At 40.8% G+C, this 13339-nt stretch carries 8 protein-coding genes; all 8 read left to right on the top strand.

The window, feature by feature from the left end; genetic code table 11:
• Positions 1 to 79: 79 nt before the first annotated feature.
• The 8 genes from leuC (at position 80) to PaeCFBP13512_RS00180 (ending at position 13139) form a co-directional block, all read left to right on the top strand.
• The gene (gene leuC, locus PaeCFBP13512_RS00215) at positions 80 to 1501 is read left to right on the top strand and encodes a 3-isopropylmalate dehydratase large subunit (RefSeq protein WP_137220606.1); all 1422 of its coding nucleotides are present in this window, start codon (positions 80 to 82) and stop codon (positions 1499 to 1501) included.
• 17 nt (positions 1502 to 1518) lie between these two features.
• Positions 1519 to 2121: a 3-isopropylmalate dehydratase small subunit gene (gene leuD, locus PaeCFBP13512_RS00210; protein WP_069327973.1), complete on the top strand. Its 603-nt coding sequence runs from the start codon at positions 1519 to 1521 to the stop codon at positions 2119 to 2121.
• A 308-nt stretch (positions 2122 to 2429) separates the two neighbouring features.
• Positions 2430 to 3818: an N-acetylmuramoyl-L-alanine amidase family protein gene (locus PaeCFBP13512_RS00205; RefSeq protein WP_308641806.1), complete on the top strand. Its 1389-nt coding sequence runs from the start codon at positions 2430 to 2432 to the stop codon at positions 3816 to 3818.
• Positions 3819 to 4138: 320 nt separating this feature from the next.
• A complete protein-coding gene (nth, locus tag PaeCFBP13512_RS00200) occupies positions 4139 to 4852 on the top strand; it encodes an endonuclease III (protein ID WP_137220605.1) in 714 nt (237 codons plus the stop codon).
• Positions 4853 to 4868: 16 nt separating this feature from the next.
• Positions 4869 to 5147 (top strand): NAD/NADP transhydrogenase alpha subunit, encoded by a 279-nt coding sequence (locus tag PaeCFBP13512_RS00195; protein ID WP_069327976.1) that lies wholly within the window; start codon positions 4869 to 4871, stop codon positions 5145 to 5147.
• A gap of 209 nt (positions 5148 to 5356) precedes the next feature.
• Positions 5357 to 9079 (top strand): dynamin family protein, encoded by a 3723-nt coding sequence (locus PaeCFBP13512_RS00190; protein WP_161594174.1) that lies wholly within the window; start codon positions 5357 to 5359, stop codon positions 9077 to 9079.
• Positions 9080 to 9463: 384 nt separating this feature from the next.
• A complete protein-coding gene (locus PaeCFBP13512_RS00185) occupies positions 9464 to 11281 on the top strand; it encodes an ABC transporter ATP-binding protein (protein ID WP_137220603.1) in 1818 nt (605 codons plus the stop codon).
• Positions 11274 to 13139 carry an ABC transporter ATP-binding protein gene (locus tag PaeCFBP13512_RS00180; RefSeq protein ID WP_137220602.1) on the top strand — a complete coding sequence of 622 codons (1866 nt, stop codon included), beginning with the start codon at positions 11274 to 11276 and terminating at the stop codon, positions 13137 to 13139. The genes PaeCFBP13512_RS00185 and PaeCFBP13512_RS00180 overlap by 8 nt, the downstream gene beginning before the upstream one ends.
• Positions 13140 to 13339: the final 200 nt, after the last annotated feature.

Genomic DNA, 13339 nt, shown 5'->3' with positions numbered 1-13339 from the left:
GATTTCATTGCAGCCATCGTAATCTGCTACAAGAGAATGTTCGCTGACTTAGTCCGAATCTTATGATGGGGTGAAAATAATGAGTAAAAAAACATTGTACGAGAAAATTTGGGATAATCACGTTATTTTTCAACAAGAAAATCAACCGAGTATTTTGTATATTGATCTACATTTAGTACATGAAGTAACATCGCCGCAAGCATTTGAAGGCTTACGTCTAAGCAATCGTAAAGTACGTCGTCCAGAATTAACGTTTGCAACGATGGATCATAACGTACCGACAACAGATCGTTTTAATATTAAAGATCCAATTTCTAAGCAACAAATTGATACATTAAGTCAGAACTGTGCAGATTTTGGAGTCAAACTATTTGATCTTGATACGATTGATCAAGGGGTTGTCCATGTTATGGGTCCAGAATTGGGTCTAACTCATCCGGGCAAAACAATCGTGTGCGGAGATAGTCATACATCAACTCATGGAGCTTTTGGTGCTCTTGCTTTTGGTATCGGAACCAGTGAAGTAGAACATGTTATGGCAACACAGTGTTTGCAACAATCCAAGTCCAAAACGATGGAAATTCGTTTTAATGGGTCACGCAAACCGGGCGTTACAGCAAAAGATATGATCTTGGGCGTTATCGCGAAATATGGTACTGATTTTGCAACAGGTTATGTATTGGAGTATACAGGCGAAGCGATTCGTGAGTTAACGATGGAAGAACGTATGACTGTATGTAATATGTCCATTGAAGGTGGTGCAAGAGCAGGTCTAATCGCACCAGACGCAACAACGATCGAATATCTTCGTGGTCGCCAATATGTTCCACAAGGCGCAGCATTTGAAGAAGCTGTAGCACGTTGGGAACAGTTAACAACAGATGCAGATGCAGAGTATGATACTGTGCTTGAATTTGATGTCGATGCATTAATTCCACAAGTAACCTGGGGAACAAGTCCGGGTATGGGTACAGATATTACTTCTTCCGTACCGAACCCTGCTGATTTCACGACTGAAAATGAACGTAGAGCTGCTGAAAAAGCACTTGAATATATGGATTTGGCTCCGGGTACACCGATGGCTGAAATTCCGGTTGATTATGTATTTATCGGTTCTTGTACCAATGGACGTATTGAAGATTTGCGTGCAGCAGCAGCTGTAGCGAAAGGATATACTGTTTCGGATCGTTTGACAGCTATCGTCGTTCCTGGTTCTGGACGCGTGAAGATTCAAGCGGAAAAAGAAGGCTTGGATGTGGTATTTAAAGAAGCTGGTTTTGAATGGCGTGAAGCAGGATGCAGTATGTGTCTAGCGATGAACCCGGATGTATTACAACCTGGACAACGCTGTGCTTCAACATCGAATCGTAACTTTGAAGGGCGTCAAGGACGTGGTGGACGTACGCATCTAGTTTCTCCAGCAATGGCAGCAGCAGCGGCGATCACAGGACACTTTACCGATGTACGTGACTGGAATTTCAAATCAGAAGTATTGAACTAGGAGAGGGGTAATTATCCATGGAAGAATTCAAACAATTAAACGGGATCGTGGCTCCTGTAGACCGTGTAAATGTCGATACAGATGCTATTATTCCTAAGCAGTTTTTGAAAAGAATCGAACGTACAGGTTTTGGACAATTTCTATTTTACGAATGGCGCTGGGATGAAGCGGGCAATGTGAATCAAGATTTTGAAATGAATAAACCTCGTTACGAAGGAGCTTCTGTACTGGTTTCCCGTGCGAACTTTGGTTGCGGTTCTTCTCGTGAGCATGCACCGTGGGCGATTATGGATTATGGATTCCGTTGTGTTATCGCACCATCATTTGCAGATATTTTCTATAATAACTGCTTCAAAAACGGAATTTTACCTGTCAAATTGTCTGAAGAGCAAGTACAAGACATTTTCCAACGTACAGCCGATCATGAAGGTTACCGTCTAAAAGTAGATTTGGAGAACAAACAATTGTCCGATGATTACGGTCTAACGATTGATTTTGATCTGGATGAGCATCGTCGTCAATTTTTACTTCAAGGGCTGGATGATATTGGTCTAACTTTACAACATGAAGCAGATATTACAACCTACGAAAATAATAAAGCTCAGCATTTATTCGTATAATTCTTAAAAAAATGCATAACCCTGTCGATAGTACTTATGACAGCGGGTTGTGCATTTTTATTTTGTTGAAATCGCCTTGAATTTTAAGGTTACATTGACGTAACATTTTTAAATTTAAGGAAAGGTCGCGTTCATTCTGTTAAGATTGTAAAAGACTCGCAACTTTTGACCAAGTTGAGCGTCTAAACAATCGTCGGGTTGTATGTGAAAACCGGTAGGAGCCGTACAAGAAGTTCGGTAATAAAAAACGGGAATGGTAGGGGTGAAGAATGAAGAAATTTGCTTTTTTGTTATTTTTGTTTGCGTTTATGTGGTCCTTTCCCCACATCGGTGATGCTGCCACGAACACACGTGTTGTATTAAATGGACAGCAACTTAGTATTCCAGAAGAAGTACAGAATATGGATGGTTCGGTGATGGTGCCGATTCGTGTGATTTCTCAGGAACTGGGTTATCAAGTAACCTGGAATCAAGATGATGGTAAGGTTGCGATTGATGGCGAAGGTAAATCAATCACATTGAATATTGGCAAAAAATCGGCTTCTGTCGATAACCAAACGTATACGCTGAATACAGCACCGGTTGTTCAAAATGGTACTACATTAGTACCCATTCGTCTGGTTAGTGAACAGATGGGGATCAAAGTAAACTGGAATAACAGCGACAAAATTGTCACGTTGGCAACAACAGGCACGAGCACCGGCGGAGGAACGACTTCGGAATCAGGATCAAACGCCGAGAACGGTCTTGCACTGGTGAACGGTATTAGTTTTAGTGAGAGCCGCTTATTGGTTACACTGGACAAAAACGTAACACCAAAAGTATCCAAAATGGATTCACCGAATCGAATCGTTATTGATCTGCCTAATTCTGACTTTGGTGGCGGCTTTGCTCAAGGTCAATCTGCAAGTGCAGGACAAATTCAAACACTGGCTGTAGAGAACAATGATAAAGTTTCTCAAATCCGTTACTCACAATACAGTACAGATCCATCTTCTATTCGAATTGTAATTGATTTGAACAATAAGCAGAATTACGAAGTCTTTAACGAAGGTGACGGATTGTTGATTGTCGATCTAACACCGGATAACGGAACCAAACCTACACCTCCAACAAGCACAGAAGGAACAACACAACCTGGATCTGCTGTAGGGAACTCCGGTAAAAAAGTAGTCGTAATTGATGCAGGACATGGATATCAAGATCCAGGAGCTGTTGGTTCTGTAAGTACAGAGAAAGCTTTGAATCTTGCTGTAGCCCTTAAAGTAGAAGCTATTCTTAAACAAGATCCAAATATTGATGTAGTACTTACACGTTCTGACGATACGTTCCTTGAACTGAAACAACGTGTGAAAGTAGCAGAGAAGCTAAATGCTGATCTATTTGTCTCTATTCACGCGAACAGCAGTAGTTCTTCTGCGGCTTCCGGTACAGAAACGTATTACCAACGCAGTAATAGTAAAAAGCTAGCACAGACGATTCACAAGTATCTGGTTGCAGCTACAGGTTTTAAAAATCGTGGCGTTCAATATGGTAATTTCCATGTTATTCGTGAAACGACAATGCCTGCGGTACTACTAGAAGTTGGATTTATTAGTAACAAATCAGAAGAATCCAAAATGAACGATGCATCCAGACAACAAGCTGTTGCTGAAGGTGTCGTTAAAGGAATCAAAGAATATTTAGGGGTATCCTAAAAGAAAATACATGTGTACCAAAAGATCAGTCTTATCTATATTTTAAATAGATGACTGATCTTTTGTTTTGGAAAAAAAGTAAATCCTTGATAACTTTTAACGATTTATTGACGTAAGTAAAAAATTACTGAAAATTCATGTAAACGATGCGTGCAATTCGTCACAGAACATGTTAAGATACGAATTGTATTGTCATTGAAGATTGGGTACGAGATCTAATGCTAGACGCAGCAATCCCTATCATGCAGGTACAGTGAGACGATACCGTCTGAGTCGCGGAAAATGCCGTGGACAGGCGGTTTTTTGCAGGAGGAATACTAATGAATGCCACTACAGTGAGACATATTTTAGATACCATCGCTGGCATGTTCCCAGATGCGCACTGCGAACTTAATCATAACAATGCGTTTGAACTGACGATTGCTGTACTGCTATCGGCACAATGCACAGATGCAACAGTCAACAAGGTGACGGCAGATTTATTTCAGAAATATCACACACCACAGGATTATATCTCTGTACCTCTTGAAGAATTGGAACAAGATATACGGCGTATTGGATTGTATCGCAACAAAGCGAAGCATATCCAGAACCTATGCCAGATTCTGATTGAACAATATGGTGGAGAAGTGCCTGGTGAACATGACCTGCTTGTACAGCTCCCAGGAGTTGGACGTAAGACAGCGAATGTGGTCGTATCCAATGCATTTGATGTGCCGGCTTTTGCAGTAGATACTCATGTTGAACGTGTATCCAAAAGGCTAGGACTCGCAAACTGGAAAGACAATGTGACTGAAGTGGAAAACAAGCTGAACAAGCGTGTACCTCGAGAGGAATGGACGATTAGTCATCATCGTTTTATCTTTTTCGGACGGTATCATTGCAAAGCTCAAAATCCTGCTTGTCAGGTATGTCCACTACTGGACATTTGTCGTGAAGGCAAAAAAAGAATGAAAACGTCTTTAGTGATCAAAGAGAAAAAGGTCAAACCGAAACTCTCAAAATCAGTAAAGAAAAACAACACTACAACATAAAAAGAGGTCGAACGTTATGAAATGCATTTCTGTGTATACTGATAATTTTGAACAATTTTCTGATATCTTTGAGCAAGTGGTAGCAGAGGAATTGGCTGAAAACGAAGAAAAAGAAGTTGACGGTATTACAGTTAACTATTCTGGTGATGTACCTGATTATTATATCGAGCGTATGGCACAAAAGCGTGATGTTGTTGTTATGAAAGACAAAGGTAAAGGTATTACTATTTTACAACATGGTAAATTATTCGAAATTCTAGTGCCTGTTGCTGAAACAGAAGCTAGCGTTATCTAATTGTACGGATAACATTATAGTAAAACATAAGGCTTTTTATGAATACATGTATATATCTGTGAGTCAGGTATATAGAAGCTATTCATAAAAAGCCTTTTTTGTAGGTATAGATCAAGTGAATAATCCAATAGTTACATCCAGTGCGTCACAGTGGTACAATATCAGAAAAGTGATTTGGACAGAGATCATGCATGATGGAGGGCATACTGATGCAAGCGATTACACCACAAACCAAAGATTCTTTAGATCATATACTTGAACAATTGAAAGTGACACTTCAACAACAAGGCAATACGTCTGCTGCTAATAAGGCGCAAGATTTAATCCAGAAGCATCGTTCTGAAGAATTGGTGCTCGCTTTTTGTGGACACTTTTCCGCAGGTAAATCCAGTCTGATGAACTGGCTCTGTGGCAAGCAGGTCTTACCGACAAGCCCGATTCCTACTACAGCTAATATTGCAGCTATTCGTGATGGTGAACCACGCGCAATCGTTCATCTTAATAGTCAGGAACCTTCTTTTGAAATCGGTCTGGATGCATTAGATGAATATTGTAAAAATGGTGGCGAGTACGAATCAGTCGATCTATGGGACGATATTAAGCTTCTAGGCGCTCATGGAGTATTATTGGATACACCGGGTGTCGATTCTACAGACGCGGCTCATGAAGCGGCTACGTACTCTGCATTGCATCGTGCAGATGTTGTTTTTTATGTGATGGATTATAACCATGTTCAATCGGAAACCAATCTTTCATTTGCCAAAACGTTATCTGAGCGAGGGAAGCCTTTATACTTAATCGTTAATCAGATTGATAAACATGATGATTCAGAATTAGCTTTTGCTGACTATCAACGTGGAGTCGCTCAGTCTTTTGCCGGACGTGGTATTGAGCCAGCAGGTATCCTTTATGTATCCAGACAGGAGCCTCAGCATCGTTATGGTAAGCTAGAGCGTCTACGTACCGTTATTGGTGAGTTGTTACTTGAGCGTGAACCCTTGCGGATGTATAGCTTGTCTCAAGCGATCTGGGAATTAGCTGAAGAACATACCAAATGGTTGCAAGAGCAAATGAACAGCGAAGAAGAACCATCTTCGACTGTAGACCATGATCTGAACGATGAAATGACGATAGAACAATTGAATGCGCAACTTCAACAATTTGAACAACAGATTGTTACTGCGCAGACTACAATAGAAAATTATCGCAAAACATGGAGTTGGGAAATTGGACGATTGGTAGATCAAGCCAATATCACACCTGCACCTGTACGTGATCTAGCTCAGTTGTATCTGGAAAGTCAACGTCCTGGATTCAAAGTAGGATTTTTTGCTTCCAAAGACAAAACGGCTCAAGAACGTGAGCAGCGTAAGTCTAATTTTCTGACATCATACCGGGAACAAGTGGCTGCTAATCTAGATGTTCATGTACGTGGATTGTTACGTGGCTGGAGTCAAGAACAACAATTATGGACTGAAGAACAAGAAACGTTGTTAACATCGTCTTTGCCACAAATCACAGAACGTGATATCGAAGCCGGTGCAACTTCAGATATTGCGATTTCAGGTGAGTATGTATTGAACTACACGCGTGCGTTACGTGAAAAAACAGTCGCTATCTATCGGAGAGCTGCACTTGATGCGATGGAGCGTTTACTGGAACAGTTAGAGCCCAAGGTAGAAGCAGAGCAACAAGGATTACAGCAAGAGCGTGATCAATTAGCTGGACGGTATCAATCATTGATGCGTCAACAGCAATTGGAACAGCAAAAAGAACAAAATGATCAAGCGGTACGTCAATTACTGCCTGCCCGTGCACAGCTTCAAGCGCAGTGGTTACCTGCTATCCTAGAAGAAACAGGTGAAGTGGATTCTACAGTTGCTATAGATGATCAGCTAACGTCATCCTCTACTGATACTTTACAGCCATCTGAATCATTAGGAGGAAGTTCAGGATCTTCAACACACACAAATACTGATTCAAGCATTGTTGCACCGCCTATAAAAGAAAAAGTAATATCTTCTCATCGAAAAGAGCGCCTTGTCCAAACAGCTGTGCAGTTGCGTCAAGCTTCAGATATGATCGAACATATCAAAGGATTAAGCTTACCTGCTACTGAATTGCGTCGCCGTGCTCATGTAATGGAAAATGGTAAATTTACGTTGGCTTTATTCGGTGCATTTAGCGCAGGGAAGTCGTCATTTGCAAATGCTTTACTAGGGGAAGCTGTACTTCCTGTTTCTCCTCATCCGATGACAGCTGCTATTACACAGATCATGGCACCTGAAGGAGAGTATGGTCACGGAACCGCTCAAGTCTTTATGAAAAGTAGAACAGAAATGCAAGAAGATATCACTGGAGCTTTTCGCTTATTAGGATTGCCAGAGATGACATTAGAACAGGACTGGGGAAAACAGATTGCTTCCTTATCGCCTGGACGTATTCATCCTTCTGCACGTGCTCATTATAACTTTGTGATTGCAGCAGCAGCAGGTTGGCAAGAAGCAGAACCTTTGCTTGGACAAGAGCTGAAGATCGGACTGGATCAATTTAGAGGATTTGTATCGGAAGAGACCAAGTCTTGCTTTGTACGGCGGATAGATCTGTATTATCATTGTGAATTGACCGCTCAAGGGATGGTACTGGTTGATACACCGGGAGCCGATTCCGTCAATGCCCGTCATACAGGAGTAACTTTTGAGTATATGAAGTCAGCAGATGCATTGGTATTTGTGACTTATTATAATCACGCATTTACACATGGAGATCGCCAGTTACTAGAGCAATTAGGTCGGGTTAAAGGAAGTCTAGCATTAGATAATATGTTTTTTGTAGTCAATGCATCGGATCTAGCTTCTTCGGAAGAAGAAAAGAATCAAGTGGTTGAACGTATAGTACATGAGCTTAATACGACAGGCATTCGCAAGCCTAATATTTATGCGTTATCCAGTCGTCGAGCCATTCAAGGTAATGATGATGGATTCAGACAGTTCCAGCAACATTTTATGAACTTTGCAGATGAGACATTAGCAGGGCTTGCGATTCAAGCGGCTTATGATGAAGTAGAACGTGTACGCAAAACAGTACTCACATGGGAAGATGCGGCGAAGCGTGGAGAAGCTTATCGAGTAGAACGTATGCAACAGCTGGTGCAAGAACGATCAGCTGCTCATGCCGCAGCTATGCGAATGTTTCAGACCGAACCGGATCGACGGATTCAAGAAGAGAGTGGCGAATTGTTATTCCATGTTCGTCAACGTGTACGCTTGAAAGCGCTAGATTGGATGCCTGAAATTTTTAATCCTTCTTTGCTTAATAGTGAATCTCCTGATCTCAAAGCAGATTTTGCTGCTTGTGGACGGGAATTATTACGCCGATTATCTACAGAATTAGAGCAGGAAGTACTGGCTACAACGTTACGCATGGAGAAAGCTTCTGAGCGAGTAGTCGGTGAGCGTCAAGAAGTGTATGGACGTGAAGCAGAAGCGGCAGCAGCAGGTTTGACATTATCTAAGCCTGAATTAACCAAATGGCAAACTCCAGAACTGGTACAGATGAAAATAGCAGATGTACTGGATTGGAAGTCACTCTGGTCGTTATTCCGCAATCCTCGTTATTTCTTTGAACAAGACGGACGTGAGAAATTCCGTGAAGAAGTATCGGGTCGATTAGACCAATTAATCGCTAGCATGTTGGATGAACAACGTGAGCGATTGTCACAATATTATATTGTTGGTCTCAACCAAAGACTACAAGAAGCGGCTGATGATATGCAACGTCAAATTGCAGAGTGGGTCGAAGGAACTGAAGCTTCATTGCAAACAGATGTGAGTGCAGATCGCTGGTCAGTATTAGCCCATGATCTAGAAACATTAATTCATTCTGTTTCAGCAGAAGATGAAGCTAGAATCAAACAAGCTTATGATTTATAAAATATAGACTTAAAAGTCATATGAATAATAAATAATCATCAAAAAGAGCGTGCTATCAGAAGATAGGCGTTCTTTTTTTATCTATACATAACTTCCTTATTATTATATATGTGAAAATATATACAATGCTTATATTCAAAAATGATAGCGCTTTTACCAAATTATTGCATAAACAAGTTTACAAAATAAAATGAATGTTAAGAAATGCTCGTGAAATGTAGTATTTTGCATTATTTCATTAAAATTGACGGTTTATGTCTAAATTATGGCATAAATTTAAAGCGATTGCCGATAAACGAACGTGTATCCACTTTGCGGGCTTTTGAGGACGGTGGTAAGCTTCATTATGCTAATCATCGACAAGAGAATCAAAGGGGGAGACACATGGACGTTCTCAAACAATTGCATGACTATTATCGGAGTAAAAGAAGCTATTTATACCTCTCTATTTTATGTCTTGCAACCGCTACCGCACTCGGGCTAGTATATCCAAATTTACTTAGAATTTTGATTGATGATGTTATCAAGCTGAGGCGATTTGATCAGGTTCCAATGTTGGCACTAGCTATTTTTGGTGTCGCTATTCTGAAAGGTATCATGCAATTTCTTCATGGATTTTTTGGAGGACGTCTAGGTAATTATATTGCATACCGACTTCGCAATGCGTGCTATGAAAAGTTACAATTTCTATCCTTCCGTTATTATGACACAGCTAAAACAGGAGATTTAATGTCACGCTTAACCGGTGATCTCGAAGCGATTCGTAACTTTATCGGTTTTGGTTTTGCTCAGTTATTGAATGTATTTATGATGGTGGTCTTTGGTTCGATCGTCATGTTTTCGATGAACTGGCAACTCACACTGGTCACATTAATCTCTATTCCTTTTTTAGTCTTTGTCGCTCTCAAATTCGAATCCCGTATTCACCCTGCTTTTCAAGAAATGAGGCTTGCTTTAGGGTCTTTAACAACCGCTGTACAAGAAAATATTACAGGTGTACGAACCGTCAAATCTTTTGCTCGTGAACCTCATGAAGTTGATAAATTTGCTATACGTAATGAGCGTTATCGTACCAATCAGATTCATGCCGCTACACTCTGGAGTCGCTACTTTCCAGTTATGGAATTACTGGCTTCGGTCTGTGTCGTGATATTGCTTGGTTTTGGTGGAACATTAGTGATCCAAGGTTCGCTTACCCTTGGTGAATTGGTCGCCTTTTTCACCTTGATTTGGTACATTATTGGACCGATGTGGGGACTTGGATTTCATATCAATAACTATACGCAGTCCAAAGCCTCTACCGAGCGTATATTGGAAATTCTATATCAGCATGTAGATGTTAAAGATAAAGATACAACAAGTCACGTGAATATTCATGAAGTGAAAGGTCATGTGACATTTGAACATATGACATTTGCTTATGGGAATCAATTACCTGCTGTAGTTGATATTAATTTGGATGCCCCTCCAGGGTCAGTTATCGGCTTACTAGGGGGTACAGGATCTGGTAAATCGACAGTCATTCAGTTATTGATGCGTGCGTATAATGTGACCGAAGGCAGTATCAAGTTAGATGGAGTGGATATTCGAGATATCCGAATTGAAGACTTGCGTTCTCAGATCGCTTCGGTTTTTCAAGAAACGTTTTTATTCTCTTCTACACTCAAAAATAACATCGCTTACGGCATGAGTGAGGTCACGATGGATGATATTATTCGGGCTTCCAAGCTTGCCAAAGCTCATGATTTTATTATGGAACTACCACAAGGGTACGATACACTTGTCGGTGAACGAGGTATGGGATTATCCGGTGGGCAAAAGCAGCGGATTGCGATTGCTCGTGCACTACTCAAAAACCCGAAAATCCTGATTCTCGATGATGCTACCAGCGCTGTTGATATGGAGACCGAGCATGAGATTCAGTCGGGTTTTCAGGAAGTGATGAAAGGTAGAACTACATTTATTATCGCTCACCGTATTTCTTCTTTGCGCCATGCCGATGAGATTCTAGTACTGCAAGAAGGACGGGTAGTACAGCGTGGGAAGCATGAGCAATTGATACATGTACCGGGCGCTTATCAGGATATTTATCATGTGCAATATGCAGACCATATTCAGCGACTTCAAAATATTGATGAGCCCTCTATTTCCCACGAAACAGCAAGTGAGATCAACAGTGAGCAGGTGAGAAGCTATGAGTAATCTATCCGTCAAAGAACCACTAGAAGAAAAGCAAAGGCCATCCAGTTCATCTACTATTACACGTGTCGAAGACCGATTTGTTTATCAAGATGATGAGTTGATTGATAAAGCATTTAACTGGTCTCAATTTGCACGATTGTTCGGTTATATCAAGCCGTATGCTAAGCAATTGCTACCCTTTATCATTTTGATGATGGTACTTGGCACGATTACCAAATTGGCGGTTCCTTATATTACTGGAGCAGCGATTGATAAAGCGATTCAACCTGTATCGGGTGCTCCTAGCCTCAAATTATTATACGGACTTACTGCATTGGGACTGGGATTATATCTTATCCAGTGGGCAGCGAATGCGTATCGGATCAAATATACAAATATTATTGGACAACGTGTGATCTATGATCTTCGTTCGGATTTATTTAGTCATATTCAGCGCTTATCTTTTTCCTTTTTTGATAAACGTCCCGCAGGTTCTGTATTGGTACGGGTAACCAATGATGTGAACTCTTTGCAAGATTTATTTACAAATGGTGCAGTGAACGTCATGATCGACTGTGTTCAGCTATTAGGTATCGTGGTGATTCTGATGCTAATTAATTGGAAATTAGGGCTTGCTGTGATGCTGACCGTACCGTTAATGTTCTTCGTCTCCACCAAGTTACGCAAAATTATCCGTCTATCATGGCAAGAAGTACGGATGAAAAATTCACGTATCAATTCTCACTTGAACGAATCAATTCAAGGTATCCGTGTAACGCAAGCGTATACACAAGAAAAAGAGAACATGAAGTACTTTGATAATATGAATGCTTCTAGCAAAAAATCGTGGGATAAAGCTTCTGCACTCAATCAATCGTTCGGACCGTTGATCGAGATTACGGGTGGATTGGGTTCTATGATTCTATTCTGGTATGGAGCCACATTGATCGCTAGCGGTGAGATTATGATTGGTACACTGGTCGCTTTTGCAAGTTATGTAGGGAATTTCTGGGACCCGATTAACCGTCTGGGAAATATGTATAACCAACTGCTTGTAGCGATGGCATCGTCTGAACGTATTTTTGAATTTATGGATGAAAAGCCTTCTGTAGCCGACAAGCCAGGTGCACAACCAATACCACGTATCAACGGAGATATTGTGTTTGACAAAGTGACTTTTGAATATGTAGCTAATCGACCTGCACTGCGCGAGATTGATCTACATGTCACCGCAGGGCAATCTATTGCATTGGTCGGACATACCGGTTCTGGTAAATCGACGATTATTAATCTGATTAGTCGATTTTATGATATTAAGAGCGGTACGATTAAAATTGATGGATATGATATCCGTGATGTGACTTTGGAAAGTCTGCGTGGACAGATCAGTATTGTGCTTCAAGATACGTTTATCTTTTCCGGAACAATACGAGATAATATTCGCTTCGGACGACTGGACGCTACTGATGAAGAAGTAGAAAATGCCGCCAAAGCTGTTCATGCTCATGTGTATATTGAGAAGTTGCCTAAAGGCTATGATACAGAAGTCGAAGAACGGGGAAATGTGTTGTCGATGGGGCAACGTCAATTATTATCTTTTGCCCGCGCACTACTTGCAGATCCACGGATTTTGATTTTGGATGAAGCGACAGCCAGTATCGATACGGAGACAGAACTACGTATACAAGAAGCGCTAAAAGTGTTGCTTCAAGGACGAACTTCTTTTATCGTGGCGCATCGACTTTCTACGATTCGACATGCTGATCATATTGTCGTATTGGATCATGGACAGATTAAAGAAGAAGGAACACACGCAGAGTTGATTCAAAAACAAGGCATTTACAATGGTTTGATTGAAGCGCAATTCCGCTTTTTGTGACATTATTCGACTTAATTAAGCCTTGAAAGTAAGAATTATACGAGAATTGTCAAAAAATTTAGACAAAGTGACTTGCAATCTTGCTCATTAGATAAGAGAATAGAAAGTGTCATCACATTGTAAAGTTTAAAAGGAAATTCGTCGGAAATTTTACAATGTGCTATTCATTGTCGAATAGGTAATGATTCGATAAGCAAAAT

This window comes from Paenibacillus sp. CFBP13512 (genome assembly GCF_005233705.1).
In the GTDB taxonomy this organism is placed as follows: domain Bacteria; phylum Bacillota; class Bacilli; order Paenibacillales; family Paenibacillaceae; genus Saccharibacillus; species Saccharibacillus nuruki.
This window is presented reverse-complemented; position numbering and strand designations above follow the sequence as displayed.

Excerpts from the sequence above, each read along its gene's own strand:
- PaeCFBP13512_RS00190 (WP_161594174.1), top strand. The coding sequence starts at position 5,357 with ATGCAAGCGATTACACCACAAACCAAAGATTCTTTAGATCATATACTT.
- leuD (WP_069327973.1), top strand. The coding sequence starts at position 1,519 with ATGGAAGAATTCAAACAATTAAACGGGATCGTGGCTCCTGTAGACCGT.
- leuC (WP_137220606.1), top strand. The coding sequence starts at position 80 with ATGAGTAAAAAAACATTGTACGAGAAAATTTGGGATAATCACGTTATT.
- PaeCFBP13512_RS00180 (WP_137220602.1), top strand. The coding sequence starts at position 11,274 with ATGAGTAATCTATCCGTCAAAGAACCACTAGAAGAAAAGCAAAGGCCA.
- PaeCFBP13512_RS00185 (WP_137220603.1), top strand. The coding sequence starts at position 9,464 with ATGGACGTTCTCAAACAATTGCATGACTATTATCGGAGTAAAAGAAGC.
- nth (WP_137220605.1), top strand. The coding sequence starts at position 4,139 with ATGAATGCCACTACAGTGAGACATATTTTAGATACCATCGCTGGCATG.
- PaeCFBP13512_RS00195 (WP_069327976.1), top strand. The coding sequence starts at position 4,869 with ATGAAATGCATTTCTGTGTATACTGATAATTTTGAACAATTTTCTGAT.
- PaeCFBP13512_RS00205 (WP_308641806.1), top strand. The coding sequence starts at position 2,430 with ATGTGGTCCTTTCCCCACATCGGTGATGCTGCCACGAACACACGTGTT.